Source organism: Rhodococcus sp. RDE2, from assembly GCF_020885655.1.
Taxonomy (GTDB): Bacteria; Actinomycetota; Actinomycetes; order Mycobacteriales; family Mycobacteriaceae; genus Rhodococcus; species Rhodococcus pyridinivorans.
Genome location: NZ_AP025186.1, coordinates 2,088,465 through 2,109,246, shown reverse-complemented (window position 1 = coordinate 2,109,246; position 20,782 = coordinate 2,088,465). Strand labels below are relative to the sequence as shown.

The 20,782-nt window shown below is 69.3% G+C and carries 23 protein-coding genes; 8 read left to right on the top strand and 15 right to left on the bottom strand.

Features of this window, described 5'->3' with window-relative positions; translation table 11 throughout:
- Positions 1–7: 7 nt before the first annotated feature.
- Positions 8–1,225, bottom strand: a complete 1,218-nt coding sequence (locus LPH33_RS09810) for a M50 family metallopeptidase (RefSeq protein WP_159418581.1) — start codon at positions 1,223–1,225, stop codon at positions 8–10.
- 15 nt (positions 1,226–1,240) lie between these two features.
- The gene (dxr, locus tag LPH33_RS09805) at positions 1,241–2,410 is read right to left on the bottom strand and encodes a 1-deoxy-D-xylulose-5-phosphate reductoisomerase (protein WP_420714486.1); all 1,170 of its coding nucleotides are present in this window, start codon (positions 2,408–2,410) and stop codon (positions 1,241–1,243) included.
- Positions 2,411–2,543: 133 nt separating this feature from the next.
- Between dxr and LPH33_RS09800 the strand changes: the two genes are divergently transcribed.
- Complete coding sequence (locus LPH33_RS09800; protein ID WP_120282265.1) at positions 2,544–2,792, top strand: DUF2631 domain-containing protein; 249 nt, start codon at positions 2,544–2,546, stop codon at positions 2,790–2,792.
- A gap of 59 nt (positions 2,793–2,851) precedes the next feature.
- Here the strand turns inward: LPH33_RS09800 and rlmN are convergent, their stop codons facing one another.
- Positions 2,852–3,961 (bottom strand): 23S rRNA (adenine(2503)-C(2))-methyltransferase RlmN, encoded by a 1,110-nt coding sequence (gene rlmN, locus LPH33_RS09795; RefSeq protein WP_160876488.1) that lies wholly within the window; start codon positions 3,959–3,961, stop codon positions 2,852–2,854.
- A 136-nt stretch (positions 3,962–4,097) separates the two neighbouring features.
- On the opposite strand from rlmN, the gene LPH33_RS09790 reads away from it, so the two are divergent.
- On the top strand, positions 4,098–4,937 hold the full coding sequence (locus LPH33_RS09790) for an HpcH/HpaI aldolase/citrate lyase family protein (protein ID WP_160876490.1): 840 nt from the start codon (positions 4,098–4,100) through the stop codon (positions 4,935–4,937).
- A gap of 6 nt (positions 4,938–4,943) precedes the next feature.
- On the opposite strand, the gene LPH33_RS09785 is transcribed toward LPH33_RS09790, so the two are convergent.
- The 6 genes from LPH33_RS09785 to rpsB form a co-directional block, all read right to left on the bottom strand.
- A complete protein-coding gene (locus LPH33_RS09785) occupies positions 4,944–5,687 on the bottom strand; it encodes a class I SAM-dependent methyltransferase (protein WP_229567941.1) in 744 nt (247 codons plus the stop codon).
- 7 nt (positions 5,688–5,694) lie between these two features.
- Positions 5,695–6,633: a phosphatidate cytidylyltransferase gene (locus tag LPH33_RS09780; protein ID WP_071934800.1), complete on the bottom strand. Its 939-nt coding sequence runs from the start codon at positions 6,631–6,633 to the stop codon at positions 5,695–5,697.
- 2 nt (positions 6,634–6,635) lie between these two features.
- A complete protein-coding gene (frr, locus tag LPH33_RS09775; RefSeq protein WP_024100638.1) occupies positions 6,636–7,193 on the bottom strand; it encodes a ribosome recycling factor in 558 nt (185 codons plus the stop codon).
- Positions 7,194–7,221: 28 nt separating this feature from the next.
- Entirely contained in the window at positions 7,222–7,950 is a 729-nt protein-coding gene (gene pyrH / locus LPH33_RS09770; RefSeq protein WP_006550976.1) for a UMP kinase, read from the bottom strand.
- A 197-nt stretch (positions 7,951–8,147) separates the two neighbouring features.
- On the bottom strand, positions 8,148–8,972 hold the full coding sequence (gene tsf, locus LPH33_RS09765) for a translation elongation factor Ts (protein ID WP_006550975.1): 825 nt from the start codon (positions 8,970–8,972) through the stop codon (positions 8,148–8,150).
- Between the two features lie 130 nt (positions 8,973–9,102).
- On the bottom strand, positions 9,103–9,936 hold the full coding sequence (rpsB, locus tag LPH33_RS09760; protein WP_160876494.1) for a 30S ribosomal protein S2: 834 nt from the start codon (positions 9,934–9,936) through the stop codon (positions 9,103–9,105).
- 307 nt (positions 9,937–10,243) lie between these two features.
- On the opposite strand from rpsB, the gene LPH33_RS09755 reads away from it, so the two are divergent.
- Entirely contained in the window at positions 10,244–10,747 is a 504-nt protein-coding gene (locus tag LPH33_RS09755; RefSeq protein WP_160876496.1) for a murein hydrolase activator EnvC family protein, read from the top strand.
- A 24-nt stretch (positions 10,748–10,771) separates the two neighbouring features.
- Here the strand turns inward: LPH33_RS09755 and LPH33_RS09750 are convergent, their stop codons facing one another.
- Positions 10,772–12,349 (bottom strand): MinD/ParA family ATP-binding protein, encoded by a 1,578-nt coding sequence (locus LPH33_RS09750; protein ID WP_229567939.1) that lies wholly within the window; start codon positions 12,347–12,349, stop codon positions 10,772–10,774.
- 66 nt (positions 12,350–12,415) lie between these two features.
- Positions 12,416–13,354, bottom strand: coding sequence for a tyrosine recombinase XerC (locus tag LPH33_RS09745; RefSeq protein WP_088897319.1), 939 nt, complete (start codon positions 13,352–13,354; stop codon positions 12,416–12,418).
- Positions 13,355–13,439: 85 nt separating this feature from the next.
- Here LPH33_RS09745 and LPH33_RS09740 point away from each other — a divergent pair, with 85 nt between their 5' ends.
- Positions 13,440–14,651: a multidrug effflux MFS transporter gene (locus LPH33_RS09740; protein WP_088897320.1), complete on the top strand. Its 1,212-nt coding sequence runs from the start codon at positions 13,440–13,442 to the stop codon at positions 14,649–14,651.
- A 16-nt stretch (positions 14,652–14,667) separates the two neighbouring features.
- Here the strand turns inward: LPH33_RS09740 and LPH33_RS09735 are convergent, their stop codons facing one another.
- On the bottom strand, positions 14,668–15,432 hold the full coding sequence (locus LPH33_RS09735; RefSeq protein WP_016691237.1) for a siderophore-interacting protein: 765 nt from the start codon (positions 15,430–15,432) through the stop codon (positions 14,668–14,670).
- A gap of 115 nt (positions 15,433–15,547) precedes the next feature.
- Between LPH33_RS09735 and LPH33_RS09730 the strand changes: the two genes are divergently transcribed.
- Both LPH33_RS09730 and LPH33_RS09725 read left to right on the top strand, forming a co-directional pair.
- On the top strand, positions 15,548–15,814 hold the full coding sequence (locus LPH33_RS09730; RefSeq protein ID WP_006550968.1) for a DUF6953 family protein: 267 nt from the start codon (positions 15,548–15,550) through the stop codon (positions 15,812–15,814).
- Positions 15,815–15,956: 142 nt separating this feature from the next.
- Positions 15,957–17,273, top strand: a complete 1,317-nt coding sequence (locus tag LPH33_RS09725; protein ID WP_229567937.1) for a ClC family H(+)/Cl(-) exchange transporter — start codon at positions 15,957–15,959, stop codon at positions 17,271–17,273.
- 23 nt (positions 17,274–17,296) lie between these two features.
- Here LPH33_RS09725 and dprA read toward each other — a convergent pair whose 3' ends face one another.
- Together dprA and LPH33_RS09715 are read right to left on the bottom strand one after the other, a co-directional pair.
- Positions 17,297–18,430, bottom strand: a complete 1,134-nt coding sequence (dprA, locus tag LPH33_RS09720) for a DNA-processing protein DprA (RefSeq protein WP_088897322.1) — start codon at positions 18,428–18,430, stop codon at positions 17,297–17,299.
- Positions 18,427–18,525 carry a hypothetical protein gene (locus LPH33_RS09715; RefSeq protein ID WP_229567935.1) on the bottom strand — a complete coding sequence of 33 codons (99 nt, stop codon included), beginning with the start codon at positions 18,523–18,525 and terminating at the stop codon, positions 18,427–18,429. The genes dprA and LPH33_RS09715 overlap by 4 nt, the downstream gene beginning before the upstream one ends.
- Positions 18,526–18,906: 381 nt before the next feature.
- Between LPH33_RS09715 and LPH33_RS09710 the strand changes: the two genes are divergently transcribed.
- Together LPH33_RS09710 and LPH33_RS09705 are read left to right on the top strand one after the other, a co-directional pair.
- Positions 18,907–19,188 (top strand): hypothetical protein, encoded by a 282-nt coding sequence (locus LPH33_RS09710; protein WP_229567933.1) that lies wholly within the window; start codon positions 18,907–18,909, stop codon positions 19,186–19,188.
- Positions 19,185–19,427: a hypothetical protein gene (locus tag LPH33_RS09705; RefSeq protein ID WP_229567931.1), complete on the top strand. Its 243-nt coding sequence runs from the start codon at positions 19,185–19,187 to the stop codon at positions 19,425–19,427. Before LPH33_RS09710 ends, LPH33_RS09705 begins: the two co-directional genes overlap by 4 nt.
- Positions 19,428–19,551: 124 nt before the next feature.
- On the opposite strand, the gene LPH33_RS09700 is transcribed toward LPH33_RS09705, so the two are convergent.
- The gene (locus tag LPH33_RS09700) at positions 19,552–20,763 is read right to left on the bottom strand and encodes a phage major capsid protein (protein ID WP_229567929.1); all 1,212 of its coding nucleotides are present in this window, start codon (positions 20,761–20,763) and stop codon (positions 19,552–19,554) included.
- Between the last annotated feature and the right edge of the window lie 19 nt (positions 20,764–20,782).

Sequence of the window (20,782 nt, the reverse complement as noted above, 5' to 3'; positions counted from 1 at the left end):
GCGCAGATCAGAACAGCTTGATGGGGTTGACGATGTCTGCTGTGAGGGTGAGCACCATGTAGGCGCCCCCGATGACCACCGCCACATAGGTCAGCGGCAGCAGTTTCATGTAGTCCACGGGCGGGCCGACCGGCAGTCCGCGCAGGCTGCGCAGCCAGTTCCGGGCCTTCTCGTAGATCGCGACGGCCATGTGCCCGCCGTCGAGCGGCAGCAGCGGGAGGAGGTTGAACGCACCGAGGAAGAAGTTCAGCTGTGCGAGCAACAACACGAACGACTCCCAGATGCCGCGCTCGGCGAACTGGCCGCCGATGACGCTGGCGCCGACGACGCTGACCGGGGTGTCGACCGCGCGCTCTCCCCCGGTGACCGCCGTCCACAGGTCGGCGACCTTGCTCGGCAGGCTCACGAGCGCCTCGGCCGTGCGGACCGCCAGGTAACCGGTGAAGTCGAAGGTCGCGGGGATCGCCGAGAGCGGCGTGTACTCGATGATTCCCGGCTCTCCCCCGACACCGATCGCACCGACGGTGCGGGAGACGGGTTCGGCGTCGGGCGACTCGCTCTCGTAGACCCAGCGCTGGACCTGCTGGACCGTGACCGGCACGGTGAGGGTCTCCTCGCCGCGTTCGACGGTGAACGGCACGGTGCCCGACAGGGGCTGCGTGGCCCGGACGAGGTCGCCGAAGGTCTCGACGGACTGCCCGTCCACGGCGACGATCACGTCGCCCGGTTCGATGCCGGCCTGCTCGGCCGGACCGGGACCCGAACAGTCGGCCGGGGTGTAATCGGGCGGGCCGTCCTGGGTCGGCGCGGCACAGCCGACGGTGCCGACCACCGCGCGGTTGTCGGTGTTGGGCAGCCCCGCACTGGCGGCGAGGCCGTAGATGAGCACGATGCCGAGCAGGAAGTTCATCGCGATGCCACCCGACATCACGACGAGGCGCTTCCACGTCTTCTGCTTGTACATCGCGCGCTCGACCTCGTCGGGCGCGAGTTCGTCCAGGGCCGTCATGCCGGCGATGTCGCAGAACCCGCCGGCCGGAACCGCCTTGAGACCGTATTCGGTCTCACCGCGGCGGAAGGCGAACACGCGGGGGCCGAACCCGATGTAGTAGCGCCGGACCTTCATGCCCAGCTTCTGCGCGGTCCACATGTGGCCGGCCTCGTGCAGGGCGATGGAGATGGCGATGCCGAGGGCGAACAGCACCACGCCCAGTACGAACATCATGAGTGGCCGATCCTCCTATACGAGTGTGCGCGCCCGGTCGCGGGCCCAGCCGTCGGCGGCGAGCACGTCGTCCACGGTACTGGGTTCGGCGGACCACTCGTGTGCGTCGTTCAGCACGGCCTCGACGGTCTGCACGATCCGCGGGAACGACAGCGTCCCCGCGAGGAATGCCTCGGCGGCGACCTCGTTGGCCGCGTTGTAGACGGCGGTGAGGCATCCGCCGCCCACGCCCGCCTGGCGCGCGAGCCGCACGGCCGGGAAGACGTCGTCGTCGAGGGGTTCGAACTCCCAGGTGGACGCCGTCGAGAAGTCGAGTGCCGGGGCGGCGTGCGGAACGCGGTGCGGCCAGCCGAGGGCCAGCGCGATCGGCAGCTTCATCGACGGCGGCGACGCCTGGGCCAGAGTCGACCCGTCGACGAAGGTGACCATCGAGTGCACGATCGACTGAGGGTGCACCGTCACGTCGATCCGGTCGTAGTCCACGCCGAAGAGCAGGTGGGTCTCGATGAGTTCGAGTCCCTTGTTGACGAGGGTCGCCGAGTTGAGGGTGTTCATCGGTCCCATCGACCAGGTGGGGTGGGCGCCGGCCTGTTCGGGAGTCACCGATTCGAGGCGGTCGGCGGTCCAGCCGCGGAACGGACCGCCCGAGGCGGTGAGCACGAGACGCGCCACCTCGTCGCCGGTGCCGCCGCGCAGGCACTGCGCAAGCGCGGAGTGCTCCGAGTCGACCGGCACGATCTGGCCGGGCGCCGCCGCCTTCGTGACGAGCGAGCCGCCCGCGACCAGCGACTCCTTGTTCGCCAACGCGAGTCGCGCACCGGTACCGAGCGCCGCGAGCGTCGGTTCGAGGCCGAGGGAGCCGACGAGGGCGTTGAGCACGACGTCGGCCTCGACCTCGCGCACGAGCTCGGTGACAGCGGTCCGGCCGCTCCGAACCGGCAGGTCGAGACGTGCGGCGGCGTCGGGGTCGGCCACGGCGACCTCGCGGACACCCGTTGCGCGGATCTGCTCGGCGAGCAGATCCGTCTTGCCTCCGCCCGCGGCGAGACCGACGACTTCGAAGTCGTCGGGGTTGGCGGCGATCACGTCGAGTGCCTGGGTACCGATGGAACCGGTACTACCCAGCAGGAGCACCCGGGTGCGGGAAGAAGATCGAGTGTCGGCCACGCGAGCATTGTTCCCCACGCACCTGAACGGTTCCTGAACCGCCCGGTCTCCACCTCTCGACAGGCGCCACACGCATGCCCCGCTTCGTACGACGCGGGGTCGTATGTCACGATAAGCAGCAACAGCAGCATCTGGTGAGCAGGAGGAAACCGTGGCCGGTACCGAGTTGCAGTCCACTCGTGGTGATGTGGCGGCGGAAGTGCCGTCCGCCGAGTGGGGTTGGAGCGGGGAAGCCCCCAAGTTCTTCCGCGTGATGGCTTTGATCGTGGCGGCGTTCCTGCTGCTGATGCTGATCGGCAATCACGAAGGCCATGTCGAGAGCCTGTACCTCATCGGTTCGGCGGCTCTGCTGGTGTTCATCGTCGCGCGCGATGCGGTGCGTCGCCGCCGGTTGCGCTAGTCCATCGACGAAAGGGCCCGTCCGGAATTCTCCGGACGGGCCCTTTCGTGTCTGTCGGCTCAGCCTTCCGCGGCGAGCTGACCGCACGCTGCGGCAATCTCCTGGCCGCGGGTGTCGCGGACGGTGCACGACACGCCCTGGGCCTGCACGCGCCGCACGAACTCGCGTTCGACGTCCTTCGGGCTGGCATCCCACTCGCTGCCCGGGGTGGGGTTGAGCGGGATGAGGTTCACGTGCACGAGCGACCCGAGAGCCTTGTGGAGCTTCTTGCCGAGCATGTCGGCGCGCCACGGCTGGTCGTTGACGTCGCGGATGAGGGCGTACTCGATCGAGACGCGCCGGCCGGTCTTGTCGGCGTAGTACCGCGCCGCCTCGAGGACCTCGGCGACCGACCACCGGTTGTTGACCGGGACGAGGGTGTCGCGCAGTTCGTCGTCCGGGGTGTGCAGCGACACCGCGAGGGTGACGCTGAGCCCTTCGTCGGCGAAGCGGCGGATGGCCGGTGCGAGTCCCACCGTGGAGACGGTGACCGAACGCTGCGACAGACCGAGGCCTTCGGGCGCAGGTGAGGTGATGCGCCGCACCGCCGCGACCACGCGCTTGTAGTTCGCGAGCGGCTCGCCCATGCCCATGAACACGACGTTCGACAACCGTCCCGGTCCGCCGGCGACGTCGCCGTCGCGCAGGGCAGCGGCGGCCGCGCGCACCTGGTCGACGATCTCGGCCGTGGACAGGTTGCGGTCGAGACCGCCCTGGCCGGTCGCGCAGAACGGGCATGCCATGCCGCATCCGGCCTGGCTGGAGATGCACAGCGTGGCGCGATCGGGATAGCGCATGAGGACGCTCTCGAGCAGGGTGCCGTCGTGGGCGCGCCACAGGGTCTTGCGGGTCTCGCCTCCGTCGCACGCGATGTGCCGGACCGCGCTGAGCAGAGGCGGGAACAACGCCTCCCCCACCTTGTCGCGGACGGCGGCGGGCAGATCGGTCATCTTCGCCGGATCCGCCTCGAGCCGCCCGTAGTACTGGCGGGCGAGCTGGTCGGCGCGGAAGGCCGGAAGCCCCAGTTCGCGCACCGCATCACGACGCTGATCTGCGTCGAGGTCGGCGAGATGGCGCGGCGGAAGACCACGCTTGGGTGCATCGAAGACCAGGGGCAGGGAAGAAGCCATAATCACCTATTGTCCCATGATCCGGGACGGATGGGTCCGGGCGTTGCTGTGATACTCGCCCCCATTCCCGGGCCGGTGTCACCGGTCGGTCTCCCTCACGCCGAGTCGCCCGGGCGCGGAGGGGGAATACGGGAGCATGGACATCATGACCGGTCTCGTCGCTCCCGAAGTCGCACGCTCGTGGTTGCTCGTTCCGGGCCGCTCCCCCGATCTCTTCGACACCGCCGCCGACTCGCCGGCGGATGCGGTGGTGCTCGACCTCGAGGATGCCGTACCCGCCGCGGCCAAACCCGCTGCTCGCGAAGGCATCGTGGCGTGGCTGCGCGAGGGTGGGAAGGCCTGGGTGCGGGTCAACGACGCCACCACGTCGTTCTGGGCCGACGATCTCGCCGCACTCGCCGGCCTCCCGGGCCTGCAGGGCGTCATGCTCGCGAAGGCGGAGAGTGGTCACCAGGTCGAGGCCACCGCAGATCTGCTGCCGGAGGGCACGCGCATCCTCGTGTTGATCGAGTCGGCGATGGGTCTCGAGGCGGCTCCCGAGATCGCCCGTGCGGAGGGCACCTTCCGCCTGGTCTTCGGCAGCGGCGACTTCCGGCGCGACACCGGCATGAGCGACAGCCCGATGGCGATGGCGTACGCGCGGTCGAGGTTGGTCATCACGAGCCGCGCCGCGCGCCTGCCGGGACCCATCGACGGACCCACACTCAGCGACGACCCCGAGGTCCTCGAACGTGAGGCCGAGCTGACCCGCTCGATGGGGATGACCGGCAAATTGTGCATGACCGGCGAACGCGCGTCGTACGCGAACGTGGCTCTGAGCCCGAACAGCACGGACGTGGACTGGGCGGAAGGCATCATCGACAAACTCGGTGAGGACGGACGCAACGTCCGCGACGGCAGCGACCTGCCGAACCTCGCGAAGGCGAAGAAGATCACCGAGCTGGCGCGAATGTTCGGTATCGGCCGGTCGCGCTGACCGCTCTCAGCTCAGTTCCAGGCCCAGGGGTCTGCGGCGCACGTGCAGCCGGTAGCGGACGGTGAGCGTCGTGCCGGGTGTCTCGCGGATCGCCCGGGTCGCGACGCGTGGTGCGAACTCGATGCCGAGCACCCGCTCGAGGGTCGCTCGGTCCGGAAACTCCCACAGCGTGTCGACGCGGCGCAGATCGAATCCCTGCGCCTCGAAGAACGCCTCGACCGCGGCCGGGTCGTAGTGCGGCAGGTCGTCGCGCATCCAGTCGCCGTAGGGATGGGCGGTGGCGTCGAGATCGACGACGGCGAGCGCGCCGCCCGGACGCAGCACACGCATCGCCTCGAGGATTCCGGCGCCGCACCCCGGGCCGAAGAAGTAGGCGGTGCGGGCGTGGACGAGATCGACCGAAGCGTCGGGAAGCGGCATGTCAGCCGCGGAGCCTTCCGTCACGGTGACCGACGGAAGACCGTCCACGCGGATGCGGGCCGCGGCGACCAGCGGCGGATGCGGTTCGATCCCGGTCACCGTGCGTGCGTCGGCCGCGAACATCGGAAGGTGGAAACCCGAACCGCACCCGACGTCGACGACGTCGCGGCCGGTCCAGTCCGCGGCCTCCCGCAGCGCCGCGTACACGGCGCCGCGGGGATCCTGCGCGCGGTTCTCCTCCTCGTACACCTCGGGCCAGTGCCAGATGTTGGGGCTGGCGATCACACCACTCCCCGACTTCGGCGCACGAAGCTTCGACGAACGCACCATCGGGCGACTACACGAAGGCCGTGAGGATCAGCCAGGTGACGAAGGCCGACGGCAGGATCGAGTCGAGCCGGTCCATGATGCCGCCGTGGCCGGGCAGCAGGGTGCCCATGTCCTTGATGCCGAGATCCCGCTTGACCTGCGACTCGATGAGATCGCCGGCCGTCGCCGTCACCACGAGCACGGCGCCGAGCAGCAGACCGGCCCACCACGGGCCGTCGAGCAGGAAGACGACGGTGAGGACACCGACCGCGATGCAGGCCACCAACGACCCGGCGAAACCTTCCCACGACTTCTTCGGGCTGATCGCCGGGACCATCGGGTGCTTGCCGAACAGGACACCCGAGGCGTAGCCACCGATGTCCGACGCGACACAGACGAGCATCAGGCAGAACACGCGCTGGGCGCCTTGATCCTCGAGGACCATGAGGGTCGCGAACGACGCCAGCAGCGGCAACCAGGCCGCGACGAAGACCGCGACCGCGGTGTCGCGCAGGTAGTTGCGCGGTTGCGCGACGAGACCGTGGTCGAACAGGCGCCACAGCATCGTCACGACGACCGTGCCTGCGAACGCACCGAGCACACCCGTCGTGCCGTACGGCCACCCGAGCCAGATCATCGCCTGACCACCTGCCAGCAACGGCAGTCTGGGGACGAGCACGTCCGCCTCGCGCAGACGCTTGGTGACCTCCCAGGTCGCGATGCCGATGGCGATCGCGACGACGGCGAGCCACGCCTTCGGGGCGAACAGCAGGATCCCGATGACGAGCGCGCCCAGACCACCGCCGACCGCGAAAGCGGCCGGCAGGTCGCGTCCCGCCCGTGAGGGTTTCTTCACCGGCTCCGACGCGGGGTCGGGGGCCGGTGCCGGGTCTGCAGGGGTGGCACCGGAGTCGGCTCCGGCACCGAGTGGAAGCTGCGGGTCGGAGGACCCGTCGGCTCGACCCACTGTCAGACCTCCATCAGTTCGGCTTCCTTGTGCTTGATCAACTCGTCGATCTGACCGACGTACTTGGCGGTCGTCTTGTCGAGTTCCTTCTCGGCGCGGTTCACGTCGTCCTCGCCGGCCTCGCCGTCCTTCTGGATACGTCCGAGTTCCTCCATCGCCTTGCGGCGGACGTTGCGCACGGCGACCTTGGCGTCCTCACCCTTGGCCTTGGCCTGCTTGACGAGTTCGCGACGACGCTCCTCGGTGAGCTGCGGGACCGAGATGCGGATGATGTTGCCGTCGTTGGTGGGGTTGACACCGAGATCGGAGTTGCGGATCGCGGTCTCGATCGCGTTCAGCTGCGAGGCCTCGTACGGCTTGACGATGACCATGCGCGCCTCCGGAACATTGATGCTGGCGATCTGCGTGATCGGCGTGGGAGCCCCGTAGTAGTCGACGACGATGCGGTTGAACATGCCCGGGTTCGCGCGACCGGTCCGGATGCCACCCAGATCGTCCCGGGCCACCGTGACGGCCTTCTCCATCTTCTCTTCTGCTTCGAAGAGGGCTTCATCGATCACGGCAGTTCCTCCATGTTCCGTTGTCCGTTCATGACCGTACGAGTGTTCCGATCTTCTCACCGGCGATGGCTCGGGCGATATTGCCCTTGGTCAGCAGATTGAAGACCATGATCGGCATGGCGTTGTCCATGCACAGGCTGAAGGCGGTCGCGTCGGCGACCTTGAGGCCCTGCTCGATGACCTCGCGATGGGTGATCTCCTCGAACAGCACCGCATCCGGGTTCGTGCGGGGGTCGTCGGAGTAGACGCCGTCCACGGCCTTCGCCATGAGGACGACCTCGGCGCCGATCTCGAGGGCGCGCTGCGCGGCGGTGGTGTCGGTGGAGAAGTACGGCATGCCCATGCCGGCACCGAAGATGACCACACGCCCCTTCTCGAGGTGGCGGCGCGCACGCAGCGGCAGGTAGGGCTCGGCGACCTGCCCCATCGTGATGGCGGTCTGCACGCGGGTGTCGATGCCTTCCTTCTCCAGGAAGTCCTGCAGCGCAAGGGAGTTCATGACCGTGCCGAGCATGCCCATGTAATCGGACCGCGCGCGTTCGAGACCGCGCTGCTGGAGTTCGGCGCCGCGGAAGAAGTTGCCGCCACCGATCACGACGGCGACCTCGGCGCCACCGCGCACGACCTCCGCGATCTGCTGGGCCACCGTCGTCACCACGTCCGGATCGAGTCCGACCTTGCCGCCGCCGAACATCTCGCCGCCGAGCTTGAGCAGTACCCGGCGGAATCCGGGCCGATCGTGGGCGTGGTCGGACATGACTCTCCTCTGGTTGCGCATGAATCGGCCCTTATCATCCTGCCTCATCCGCTCGAGGGAACCGAGATCGGGCGGATAGACACGCCACACCTGTCACCGCGCAGCACGCGCGAGCGCCTCCGTGCCCCGAGGCGGCGTGGCCCGACACACCTCGACCCCGCCGGTAGCAGCACCGACGGGGTCGTGGAGTGGAAGAACTAGCTGGCGCCGACCTCGAAACGCACGAAGCGGACGACGTTCGCGCCGGCCTCGTCGAGGATCGCCTTGACGGTCTTCTTCGAGTCCGTCACGGACGCCTGCTCGAGCAGGACGACGTCCTTGAAGTAGCCGTTGACGCGGCCTTCGACGATCTTCGGCAGAGCCTGCTCCGGCTTGCCCTCGGCCTTGGCGGTCTCCTCGGCGATACGACGCTCGTTGGCGACGATGTCCTCGGGAACCTCGTCACGGGTGACGTACTTGGCCTTCAGAGCGGCGATCTGCATCGCGGCAGCGCGAGCGGCCTCGGCAGCAGCATCGCCCTCACCGGTGTACTCGACGAGCACGCCGACGGACGGCGGCAGGTCGGAAGCACGCTTGTGCAGGTAGACGGCGGTCTGACCGTCGAATGCGGCAACGCGACGCAGCTCGAGCTTCTCGCCGATCTTCGCGGACAGCTCCTGGACGAGGGCGTCGACGGTCTTGCCGTCGGCCTCGACGGCCTTGAGCGCCTCGACGTCGTTCGCGCGGGCCTGTGCGGCAGCGGTGACGACCTTGTCGGCGAGAGCCTGGAACTCGTCGTTCTTGGCGACGAAGTCGGTCTCGGAGTTCAGCTCGACGAGAACGCCGTCCTTGGCGACGACGAGGCCCTCGGCGGTGGAGCGCTCGGCGCGCTTGCCCACGTCCTTGGCACCCTTGATGCGCAGCTGCTCGACGGCCTTGTCGAAGTCGCCGTCGTTGTCGGCGAGAGCGTTCTTGCAGTCCAGCATTCCGGAGCCGGTGAGCTCACGGAGACGCTTGACGTCGGCGGCGGTGTAGTTCGCCATGGAAGCGAGCCTCCTGTGTCTGTGGTGGAAAAGTCTCTGGGGGCGGCCCTATCGCGCGGATGAGCTCGGGCCGCGATGCGACGGCCCCGACCAGGATCTCTCGATCGGAAGGTCGGGGCCGGGCAACGAATCAGGCCTCGGGGGCCGCGTCTGCTGCGTCCGCTGCGGGCGCCTCGGCGTCGGCGGCGGGGGTGGCCTGCGCGAGCAGCTCCTGCTCCCACTCGGCGAGAGGCTCGGCGCCGGCCTCGGGCTTGGCCTCGGCGTCGCTGCTCTTGCCGGCGCGGGCCTGCAGGCCCTCGGCGACGGCGGAAGCGACGACCTTGGTCAGCAGCGCCGCGGAACGGATCGCGTCGTCGTTACCCGGGATCGGGTAGTCGACGAGGTCCGGATCGCAGTTGGTGTCGAGGATCGCGATGACCGGAATGTTCAGTTTGCGGGCCTCACCGACGGCGATGTGCTCCTTGTTGGTGTCGACGACCCAGATCGCCGACGGAACCTTCGCCATGTCGCGGATGCCGCCGAGGGTGCGCTCCAGCTTGTTCTTCTCACGCGTGAGCATGAGGATTTCCTTCTTGGTGCGTCCCTCGAAGCCACCGGTCTGCTCCATCGACTCGAGCTCCTTCAGGCGCTGCAGGCGCTTGTGGACGGTCGAGAAGTTGGTGAGCATGCCGCCGAGCCAGCGCTGGTTCACGTAGGGCATGCCCACGCGGGTGGCCTCTTCGGCGATGGATTCCTGCGCCTGCTTCTTGGTGCCGACGAACAGCACGGTTCCACCGTGAGCGACGGTCTCCTTGACGAACTCGTACGCCTTGTCGATGTACGTCAGGGTCTGCTGCAGGTCGATGATGTAGATGCCGTTGCGGTCGGTGAAGATGAACCGCTTCATCTTCGGGTTCCAGCGACGGGTCTGGTGTCCGAAGTGGGCGCCGCTGTCGAGCAGCTGCCGCATAGTCACAACAGGCATGCCTGTTTCTCTCTTTCGTGTCGGTTTCCGCGGTGGATCTTCCGATCCCCGCCCTGGCGTCCACATGCCCGTCGAACCCTTGCGGGACCGGCCGACGGCCATTTCCGATGCGGCCCGGAGAAACGGGTCGGCATCGATGCGCGGACGCGCGAAGTCGATCTGCGTATACAGACCGCCCGACAAGTGTACGCGGAGCAGGCGCGGATCCCTAACCGGGAGTCGCCGGGCCTGTGGACGGATCCGGGGTTGTCCACAGATCGCGTCGCCCTCTGGTGCGCAGCGACTCCGATTCACGAGACTGGCGGGCATGCTCCTCGCCGCTCGCCTCCGGTCGCTCGCCGTCGTGATCGCCGCGTTCGTCGTGCTCACCGCTGCGCCGGGAACCGGATCGGCCGACGCCGGACGGTTCGTGTGGCCGCTCGATCCCCGGCCGGTCGTGAGCCGGGAGTTCGACCTGCCCGAGCAGAACTGGCTCCCCGGTCACCGCGGTGTCGATCTCGACGCACACGTGGGGCAGACCGTCGTGGCGGCAGGTGACGGCGTCGTCGCGTTCGCCGGTGTCGTGGCCGGGAAGCCTGTGGTCTCCATCGATCACGAGGGCGGGCTGCGCACGACCTACGAGCCGGTGGAGGCGGCGGTCGCCGCGGGTCGCCGGGTGACGAGGGGCGATCCCATCGGCACCGTCGTCGCCGGTCACGAGGGAGGCGTCTCCCCCGCATGCCTGCATTGGGGACTCCGACGCGGCCGCGACGACTATCTCGATCCGCTGCCGCTCGTCGAGCGCCCGGTGATCCGCCTGCTGCCGGTATGACGCCCTGGTGGCCCGTACGCCCGCCTAATGCACTGCGTGTCGACCCGACAGTACGGGGAAGTCGTCGGCGACCATCGCGGCGAGTTCGACGAACGCCGTGCGTGTCGCGGGGCGGAGCCGTTCGAGATCGATCTCGGCTCCCTCCGCGAGGTGCTCGTCGAAAGGCAGCACCTTCACCGCGCGGCACCGCGCGAGGAAATGCGCGGTCAGCGCGTCCATGTCGATGCTCGCCGCACCCGGGCGCGGCGAACTGATCACCACGACCGTGCGCTCGACCAGGTCGGAGTAGCCGTGCGCCTGCAGCCAGTCGAGGGTCGCCGCCGCACTGCGCGCCGCATCGACTGCGGGCGACGCGACGAGCACGAGGGTGTTCGCCAGGTCCAGCACGCCGCGCATGACCGAATGCATGATCCCGGTGCCGCAGTCGGTGAGGATCACGTTGTAGTAGACCTGCAGGATGTCGACGACGCGGCGGTAGTCCTCCTCGCTGAACGCTTCCGAGGCAGCGGGATCGCGTTCGCTCGCGAGCACTTCGAGCCGGCTCGGCGCCTGCGAGGTGTGGGCACGCACGTCCGAGTACCGGCGGATGCCCGACGCGTTCGCGAGCAGGTCCCGCACGGTCGAGGTGGTCTGCTGCGGGATCCTCTGCCCGAGGGTGCCGAAGTCCGGATTCGCGTCGACGGCGATGACGCAGTCGCCGCGCAGTGACGCGAACGTCGACCCCAGTCCGACGGTCGTGGTGGTCTTGCCCACCCCGCCCTTCAGCGACAGCACCGCGATCCGGTAGTCGCCCGGGATCGGCTGGCGGATCCGGGCGACGAGCTCCTCCCGGCGCTCGCTGCCTCCTCCGTCGAGCCTGCCGCCGGTCAGCCGGTCGACCCGCTCCCGCCACCGTCGCGTGGAACGTCGTGACCTGCGGACCAGCACTCCCGAGGCGAGGTCGACATTGGACGGCTGATGGTCGAAACGACGGGCCTCGTGTTGCAGGTCGTCGACCGGAGCGTCCGTTCGTGCCGGTAGCGGGGCCTGGACCGATGCGGGCTCGGGGTCGACCGGATCGGGTGCGACCTCCGTGGCCTCCGGACTCGACACCTCCGGTGCAGGTGCAGGTGCAGGTGCCTCGGCCTCGGGCTGCTCCGCGACGTCGGGAACCGGATCCACGGAGACGGGCGCAGGCCCGGGTTCGGTCGCGGCTGCCGGGACCGTCACCTCGGGCACTGCGGAAAACGTCGCCTCGGGCACTGCGGGAAACGTCGCCTCGGGCTCCGCCGGGACCGTCGCCTCGCGCTCCGCGGGCGGGAGAACACGCCTTTCGGGTCGCGCCGGTTCGTGCGTGAGAGCGGCTTCGGACACTTCCGGCTCCGGGTCGGCCTCGGAACTGACCCGGGGCCGCAACGCCATGCCGAGAGGCACGGAGGCCGTCATCTCGAGCGGAGCGGAGGGAGCGGGCGGAGTCGCACCGTCGCCGGGCGAAGTGGAGGGACCGGGCGTCTCGGTGCCTCTGGCCGCGCGGCGGAGGCCGCGTCGCGCGTGGTCGGTTCCGGATTCCGGTGGGTCCTGCAGCCAGGCGGGCACGGCAGGACCCGGTTCGTTGCGTCTCATCTGTTCCCCCGATTCGATGGTGCCGGCGCACGCTATCAAACCGGGACGGCTTCTCGGGCAAGCCGATCAGGCGCGGGGATGGGCCTGATCGTGCGCGGCGCGCAGACGCGCCACCGAGACGTGGGTGTAGAGCTGCGTGGTGGCCAGACTCGAATGGCCCAGCACCTCCTGGACCACCCGCAGATCCGCTCCCCCTTCGAGCAGGTGCGTCGCAGCGCTGTGCCGCAGACCGTGCGGCGCGAGGTCGGGTGCGCCCGGCACCGACGAGACGGCGTCGTGCACCACCGACCGGACCTGCCGCTGGTCGATCCGACCACCACGCTTGCCCAGCAGCAGCGCCGCACCCGACGACGGTCGTGCGAGATGCGGGCGTCCGTGACGCAGCCACGCGTCGAGCGCCTCTGCCGCGGGACCTCCGTAGGGAACGATCCGTTCCTTGTCGCCCTTACCGAGAACCCGGACGGCCCGCCGCTCGGCGTCGACGTCGTCGATGTCGACCGCGCACAGCTCACCGACCCGGATTCCGGTCGCATACAGCAGCTCGACGATCGCCCGGTCACGCAGTGCGACGGGATCGAGTTCACGCGCACCGGATTTCGCGGCCTCCATGATCTCCAGTGCCTGGTCGTCGCGGAGCACGGCGGGCAGTGAGCGGTGCGGACGCGGTGAGACGAGACGCGTCGCCGGGTCGGCGTCGAGTCGCCGGGTGCGCACGAGCCATGCCGTGAAGACGCGTGCCGACGAGGTGCGCCGCGCGAGCGTGGTGCGGGCCGCTCCCGCCGCCACCATCCCGGCGAGCCAGGACCGCAGCAGATCGAGATCGAGGTCGGTGATGCGCGCATCGGGATTCCGGTCGGCGAGGTGCTGCAACAGCGAGCGGGTGTCGGTGCGATAGGCGCGAATCGTGTGTTCCGAGCGGTTGCCTTCGAGGCGCAGGTGGTCGACGAAGTCCCCGAGGTGCACGTCCAGCGTCGCCGGGAGCATGTCGGATTCGTTGCCTCGCATGGGTCTACCGTGCGGCACGACCGGCTCGGGTGCAACGACCCGCGCCGACTAAGGTGCTTTCGTGAACAAAACGATCCCGGTACCGATGTTGTGCGCCCTGGCGTTGCTGTCGGCGATCGCGCCGCTCGCTACGGACATGTACCTCCCGGGACTTCCCGTCATGGCGGAGAGCCTGGGCAGTTCGACCGTCGGCGTCCAGCTCACACTCACGACCTTCATGGCGGGTCTCGGGCTCGGCCAGTTGCTCGTGGGTCCCCTGTCGGATGGCTGGGGCCGTCGACGGCTGATCCTCGCCGGCACGATCGTCCTGGCGGTGAGCAGCGCGATCTGCGCGATGGCGCCCACCGTCGAGATCCTGATCGCTGCGCGTCTGGTCCAGGGCTTCAGCGGCGGCACCGGCATCGTCCTCGCCCGGGCGGTCATCGCCGACCGGGCTCGAGGCAATCAGGCTGCCAAGCTGTTCAGCCTGATGATGATCATCGGTGGCATCGCGCCCGTCGCCGCTCCTCTGCTCGGTGGTGTGCTGCTGGGTCCGATCGGATGGCGCGGCATCTTCTGGGTGCTCACGGGCCTGGCCGTCCTGATGGCCGTCGGTGCCTTCGCGTTCGTCCCGGAGACCCTGCCGCCGGAGAAGCGGCACGGTGGCGGTCTGAAGACGATGGCCGGCAACTTCGGATACGTTCTCCGGCAGCGACGCTTCGTCGGTTACGCCGCCGCGATGGCCCTGGGCTTCGGCGCGATGTTCTCGTACATCTCCGCCTCACCCTTCGTCACCCAGAACATCCTCGGTCTGAGCCCGGGCCAGTTCTCTCTGGTCTTCGCCGTGAACTCGGCCGGTCTCGTGCTGGCCAATGCCGTCAACACCCGCCTCATCGGCCGGTTCGAGGTGCGGACACTGCTGCTCTTCGGAGTGACCACCATGTTCACGGCAGGTGCGCTGCTGTTGCTGACGATGGTCGTCGTCGGCTACGTCGCGGCGCTGATCCTGCCGCTGCTGTTCGTCGCGATCAGCATGATGGGCCTGACGCTGGGCAACGCCACCGCGCTGGCCCAGTCGCAGGTCCCGAAGGCGGCCGGTACGGGCTCCGCCGTGATCGGCGCCTCCCAGTTCGGTCTCGCTGCCGTGGTCTCCCCGCTCGTCGGGCTCGGCGGCGAAGGCACCGGTATCCCGATGGCCGTCGCCATCGTGGTCTGCTCGGGACTCGCGCTCACCTCCGCCGCGGTGCTGGCGCGTGACTCCGCCGCGGTGCTGGCGCGTGACTCCGCCGCGGTGCCGGCGCGCGAGTCCGCGAGCTGACGTGAACGACCGGCCGTCAGTTGCTCTCGACGGCCGCCAGTTCGCTCTTCCACACGCGGAAACCCTCCTCGGTGCGTCCGCGACGCCAGTAACCCGAGATCGACGCGCGTGCCGGCGGCACGGCCCGTTCCTTCCGCAGGTACGGCCGGATGTGCTTCATGACGGCCTCGGCCTCACCGTGCACGAAGACCTGCACGTCGCCGCCCGGCCAGGGCAAGGCCTTCACCGCGGCGACGAGCGGCGAGTTGCCGTCGATCAGGTCGGCACCGGCGTCACCGGCCGCGACACCGCGATGGAGCCACGTGATGTCCACACCCGCCGGGGCGTCGAGTTTCAGTTCGTCGCCGGGACCGATGACCTCCAGGAAGACCGCACCCCGCGCGTCGGCGGGCAGGTCCTCGAGCGCAGCCGCGATCGCGGGGATCGCGGTCTCGTCGCCGGCGAGCAGATGGAAGTCGGCGGAGCGATCGGGCCGGTATCCGGCGCCGGGTCCTCGCACCACGACCTGCGTGCCCGGCTGTACCGAGCGGGCCCACGGCCCCGCAACGCCCTCGTCGCCGTGCACGACGAAGTCGATCCAGATCTCCCGGGCGTCCGGGTCCACACGCCGGACGGTGTAGGTGCGGACGACCGTCTCGTCCCCCGCGGGCAGCTCGATCTTCACGTAGCTGTCGGTCTCCGCGCGGGCCTGGAACTCTCCGAAGCCGTCTCCGCCGAGCACGACGCGGACGAAGTGCTCGCCGATCGTTTCGGTCCGCAGAACCGTGAGTGTCGTCCCCATGGGCGCTTTCCGTGCCACCGAACCTCCTATTAGGGTTACCTATTCTCGCGTCACCGTACTCTGTCGCGGGATGCGGCGGGGAGGTCACGATCGGCGAGGCTCTAGGCTCGAGAACATGAGCACCACCGCGGCCGACATCGCCACCTGGATGACCGACATCATCACCACCGAACGCAGGGTCACCCAGACCGACATGGTCGACGCGATCGAGGCCAAGTTCGGTTCCGAGTGGATCTACGTGAACGACAACGGCCACCCGTCGATCGACCGCGCCGTCCTCAAGGAGTTCCGGAAGGCCCACCGCGGTGCCGTGAAGTGGGACCGCGAGGACCGCGCCTGGTACGTCGAGGACGAGCCGACCGCCGACACCTCGGCCGAGTAGGCGGTCCTCCTCCGAATTCACCCTCGCGCGTCCCGGCGAAACGTCTCGGAGTCTGTGAACATACGGTCACGACTCCTTCGCGCGACCGTCTCCGGCACCGCCGGGCGGATCGGCGCGTCGGCGGCAGGTCGGAGGGCGCCGGGTGGACATCGAGAACGTGCGGGAACCTTCCGTTCCCGCTCGCGAACTGGCGACGATCTGTGTGCTGGCGATCGTGGCCGGCGCCGTCATCGGCGTCGTCGGCGGGGCCTTCCGCTGGTGTCTGGAACGGCTCGAGCGATGGCGGATCCACACCGTCGAATGGGCGCACGAACTCCCCGGTCCGGGATGGCTCGTGCCGGTGGGAATCACGATCCTCGGCGCTCTGCTCGCGGCGCTGATCGTCCGGATGGTCCCTCTTGCCTCGGGTAGCGGAATCCAGCACGTCGAAGCCGTCGACCGCGGGCAGGCCGAGCCACCACCGCTGTCGGTGCTGCCCTCCAGATTCGTCGGGGCGCTCCTGTCGATCGGGTCGGGTCTCGTCCTGGGACGGGAGGGCCCGATCGTGCACATGGGTGCCGCGGTGGGCGCCGAGACCGCACGCCGTGCCCGGCGTCCCGAGCACGAACGTCTGTTGCAGACCTCGGTGTCCGGTGCCGGACTCGCCGTCGCGTTCAATGCGCCGATCGGTGGTGCGCTGTTCGTCGTCGAGGAGGTCACCGGCAGCTTCCGGTTCCGCACCGTCGTGCCCGTCGTCCTGTCGGTGGCCGCCGCGGTCGCGTGCTCGCGGACGATCGTCGGCGACACCCCCGACTTCGCCGTGGACCCCATCGCTCCCCCGTCCATCGTCCTGCTGCCCGTCTTCGTGGTGTTCGGTCTGCTCACCGGACTGCTCGGCGCGGCCTACAACCGGATGGTCCTGGGATCGCTGAGCGTGGTGGAGTCGGTCCGGTCGCTCTCCCCGGTGACGAAGGCCGCGATCATCGGCGGGCTCATCGGGTTGTTGTCGGTGGTCGCACCGTGGGCGGGTGGGGGCGGCGACTCCCTCGTCCAGCACGTGGTGAGCGGTGGTGCGCTCGCACTGCCGGTGGTCGCCTGGTACGTCCTGCTGCGGTTCGTCGCTGGTCCGCTGTCGTACGCGGCCGGGACACCGGGCGGACTGTTCGCGCCACTTCTCGCACTGGGTGCTCTCTGGGGCCTGTTGTGCGCCGGGATCTGCACCGCGATCGTCCCCGGGATCGGGTCGTCCCTGGCCGTGCCGATGGCGATCGCGGGGATGGCCGCTCTCTTCGGTGCGTCGGTGCGGGCCCCGATCACCGGAGTCGTCCTCGTCGTGGAGATGACCGCGGCGACGGGAGTGACGGTCCCGATGCTCGCCGCGACGATCTGCGCCGTCGTCGTGGCGTATTCCACGCGGGTCCCGCCCATCTACGACAGCCTGCGCGACCGCATGTTCGGCGCCCTTCCTCACCGCGGGTAGACCGGTCCGGCGTCGGGCCACCATCACGTCCGCTGCCACCCTCCGTCAGTCGCCACCACCAGACCGTCGAGTTCGAGCAGGGGCAGCGCCGCCCGCACCCGCTCGATCGGCAGCCCCGCCGACTCGGCCACCGTCGCCGGATCACAGACGTCCGACGCCGGAAGCGCCTCGTAGACCAGCGCCATGTCGCCCGACAGTCCGTCCAGGTCGCGGCGGAACAGGCCGTCGCGGTCGTCGTCCCCGCACGCCAGGAGCGGACCGCACTCCTCGACGACGTCGCGCGCCGCACCCACCAACCGGGCCTCCCCCTCCCTGATCATGCGGTGACAACCCTGCGAGGCCGCCGAGGTCACCGGTCCGGGGACCGCCATGACCGGCCGGCCGAGTCGTCGCGCCCACGCCGCGGTGTTGCGCGCCCCGCTGCGCCAACCCGCCTCGACGACGACCGTGCCCGCGGACAACGCCGCGATCAGGCGGTTGCGGGCGAGGAACCGGTACCGCGCCGGAGTCGTGCCCGGTGGATATTCGCTGACCACGAGGCCGGATTCGGAGATCCGCCGCAGCATCGTCGCATGTGCTGCCGGATACGCCCGATCGACACCGCAGGCCAGGATCGCGACGGTGGTGCCGCCCACCCCGAGCGCCGCGCGGTGTGCGGCAGCATCGACGCCGAAGGCCGCACCGGACACGACCGTCCATCCGTCGGCGGCGAGATCCCCGGCGATCTCGGCGGTGACGTGCTCCCCGTAACCACTCGCGGCGCGAGTTCCGACGATGCCGATCGCGCGTTCGGCGAGGTCGTCGATCCGCCGGCTCCCCCACACCCACAGGGCGAGGGGTGGCCCCTCGGCGTCGGTGGCGGTGTCGAGGGCGCCGAAGCCGAGCATCTGCCAGGCGGGCCATTCGTCGTCGTCGGGGGTCACCAGTCGCCCGCCGGCCCGCCCCAGGCGGTCGAGATCCCGCGCCGCGGTGTCGAGGTGCGCCCGCACCGAGTACCGCGACGAGAGTTCGCCGAGGCCCGAACCCGACCGGATGGCGGCGGCCACCTCGAGTACACCCTCGGCCTCGACCGCCGCCGCCAACGATCGTGACGCACCCTGCGCGACAGTGGACAGATAGGCCCAGGCCAGGCGCCGTTCGTCGTCGTGTCCGTTCATGCGACACCCCGATCCCGGAAGTCGAGTGCGGCAGCGACATGGGTCGCCGACGGTGAATCGGAACCGTCGAGGTCGCTCAGCGTCCACGCGACCACGAGCGTCTGCCAATAGCAGACCTCACCGCCGCGTCGTCGTTATCGCGGAGCCCGACGTTACCCAGCCCGCCCGGTCACATTCCCGAACCGGCGGGACGCTCTCCCGGCAGGTCTGGCCAGATGGCGCGGAGAGTCCAACCAAGCTCGTCCCCTATCGGGTACGAGCTACTCGTGTTGGTCCGACGCGGTGCGGGGAGGCGGTCCGTGGGAAGTTCCGGGATGGGGTATTCGACACCGGCACCCCTGGGTGCTCCTCGAGGTCGAGGGGAGCCCGCCGCCAGGCGGTCCGATTCGTCGTCCGGGTTCTGTGTATCTGTCGGACACAAGTCGTAGAGTTCCCTCCGGGTCGGGGACGGACGAGGGACCAGGGGAGACAACAACGTGAGTGCAGAGATTCGTGTGTGGGAACCGGTCGGCCCGGACAACTACTCGTACGAACTCGTGAAGTCGGTCGCAGGTTACTACGGCGTGGCGATGACGCCGCCGGGGAGTCCGGAGCGTGCCATGGCCGCCAGGGAGGACGAGGCCCGCGGAGTCGGATGGTGGGTCATCAACGGGGACGAGAAGTTCAAGGTTCACAAGGTCGAGGCCACGCGGAAGCCCATCCGGATTCACGCGGAGACCACGCCGCCGTTCGGTGAGTGGCGGGAGGTCACGGCGTGACGAACACCGAACCGTGGGCCGTCTCAATCGACGGCGGTAAGTTCCGCTTCACCAACGCGACCGACGAGCGGGCCGTCATGGTGACGCTCCAGGGTGTCGGGAGCGACTACCAGGACGCCGTACCGGCTCCGGTCAATCCGGGGGAGTCGTTCGCCGTGAAGATCAGGGGCGGGGCGGGGGTCCGGATCAACTGGACGACGCTTCCGACCAGGCACCACACCTGGGTCTACACGCGGTAGTCACCGCCCCAACGCGAGGAGAGGCCCCGCCCGGTAACCATCCGGACGGGGCCTCTCGTGTGCGGTCCCGGAGTGACAGGGGACCGCGACTCCAGGCGGGGACCAAACGCCTGGAGGGTCCGGGTTACGGCGTGGCGACCGTGGCCACGCGGACGACGCCCAGCGGCTTGGTCACCACCGCGGCGTACCGCGACTCCACGCGGGCCCGGACGAGATTCTTCTGGAAGTCGTCCGCGACCGTCTCACTCCACCGGACGTCCACCACGTTGTCGGAGTAGACGACGACGGCCTCCCGGTCGATGACCAGGCCCGTCCCCGCGGGGAGGGCGTTGGAGACGACGACGGGGACGCCCCAGAGGGTCCGCTGGGCCCGCTGGGTCACGTTGGCCACCGCCTCGAGCTGGCCGGAGCCCTCCGCCCGGGCGGTTTCCGCCGCCTCCCAGTCCTCCGGACGGAGAACGATCACGTGATTGTCCTCGTGGCCGGCCACCTCGAGCTTGGTGATGGCGGAGCGGACCGAACGGGCCACGTCCGTGGTGAAGCTCTGGACCTGGACTCCGGACGTGGTGAGGACGCCCTGGAGGTTGGGACGGGTGCCGTCTCCGGTGAGGACCTGGGCCTCGAGGGCGTCCCGGAGGCCACGGACCATCTCGTCCTGGACGAACACCTGGAGGGCGTCGTTGTCCTCGAACCAATACCGCGGCGTCGGCTCCGACATGTGGGCCAGGACCTCGAGGTTGACCTCCACCTCCTCCAGGCCGAACACGGACGTGGGCTTGGTGTCGCCCTCCGCCACCGGAGCGGCGTTGTTGTCGCGCTGGCGCTGGACCAACGCCTTGAACGTCGGTCCCGGGGCCGGAAGTGCCACGAGAGCGTCCAGGAGGGTATTGGACGGGTGGCCCAGTTCCACGACCTCCGGCAGGAGCGGGACGCCCGCGTGAGCGGTACCGGCGGGCAGGAGAGCTTTCTGCCCGTCCACCATGCCGTCCGCGATACGGGAGGCCAGTTCCTTCCCCGCCTTGCCCGACAGGCCCACCCGGCCCTTGGCCTTGGTGGCACCGGAGAGGCCACCGCCCAGTCCGTCCATGGGGCCGATGGCGGTGGTCCCGTTGAGACGGGCCGCCAAGCCCTTGGCCTGGTCCAGAACGGCTTCGTCCGCCTTGAGTGTCTTGATCTGCTCCAGGTAGCTCTTGGCCTTGGCCAGGGCCGCGTCGTACTCCGACCGTTCGGCGGCGGTGAAGTCGCGGCCTTCGCCCTGGGCCTTCTCGGTGAGGGCGCGGGCCTTGGCGGTGAAGGTGAGGGCCTCGTTCTGAAGGGCCTTGATCTTTGCATTCATCAGAGTTGTTCCGTTCCAA

What these genes read in the sequence shown, in the direction of transcription:
- dprA (WP_088897322.1), bottom strand. Translation starts at nt 18,430, where the DNA reads ATGAACGGACACGACGACGAACGGCGCCTGGCCTGGGCCTATCTGTCC.
- LPH33_RS09810 (WP_159418581.1), bottom strand. Translation starts at nt 1,225, where the DNA reads ATGATGTTCGTACTGGGCGTGGTGCTGTTCGCCCTCGGCATCGCCATC.
- pyrH (WP_006550976.1), bottom strand. Translation starts at nt 7,950, where the DNA reads ATGTCCGACCACGCCCACGATCGGCCCGGATTCCGCCGGGTACTGCTC.
- LPH33_RS09735 (WP_016691237.1), bottom strand. Translation starts at nt 15,432, where the DNA reads ATGGGGACGACACTCACGGTTCTGCGGACCGAAACGATCGGCGAGCAC.
- LPH33_RS09745 (WP_088897319.1), bottom strand. Translation starts at nt 13,354, where the DNA reads ATGCGAGGCAACGAATCCGACATGCTCCCGGCGACGCTGGACGTGCAC.
- LPH33_RS09790 (WP_160876490.1), top strand. Translation starts at nt 4,098, where the DNA reads ATGGACATCATGACCGGTCTCGTCGCTCCCGAAGTCGCACGCTCGTGG.
- tsf (WP_006550975.1), bottom strand. Translation starts at nt 8,972, where the DNA reads ATGGCGAACTACACCGCCGCCGACGTCAAGCGTCTCCGTGAGCTCACC.
- LPH33_RS09730 (WP_006550968.1), top strand. Translation starts at nt 15,548, where the DNA reads ATGAGCACCACCGCGGCCGACATCGCCACCTGGATGACCGACATCATC.
- LPH33_RS09740 (WP_088897320.1), top strand. Translation starts at nt 13,440, where the DNA reads ATGTTGTGCGCCCTGGCGTTGCTGTCGGCGATCGCGCCGCTCGCTACG.
- LPH33_RS09755 (WP_160876496.1), top strand. Translation starts at nt 10,244, where the DNA reads ATGCTCCTCGCCGCTCGCCTCCGGTCGCTCGCCGTCGTGATCGCCGCG.
- LPH33_RS09785 (WP_229567941.1), bottom strand. Translation starts at nt 5,687, where the DNA reads ATGGTGCGTTCGTCGAAGCTTCGTGCGCCGAAGTCGGGGAGTGGTGTG.
- rpsB (WP_160876494.1), bottom strand. Translation starts at nt 9,936, where the DNA reads ATGCCTGTTGTGACTATGCGGCAGCTGCTCGACAGCGGCGCCCACTTC.
- LPH33_RS09750 (WP_229567939.1), bottom strand. Translation starts at nt 12,349, where the DNA reads ATGAGACGCAACGAACCGGGTCCTGCCGTGCCCGCCTGGCTGCAGGAC.
- LPH33_RS09700 (WP_229567929.1), bottom strand. Translation starts at nt 20,763, where the DNA reads ATGAATGCAAAGATCAAGGCCCTTCAGAACGAGGCCCTCACCTTCACC.
- rlmN (WP_160876488.1), bottom strand. Translation starts at nt 3,961, where the DNA reads ATGGCTTCTTCCCTGCCCCTGGTCTTCGATGCACCCAAGCGTGGTCTT.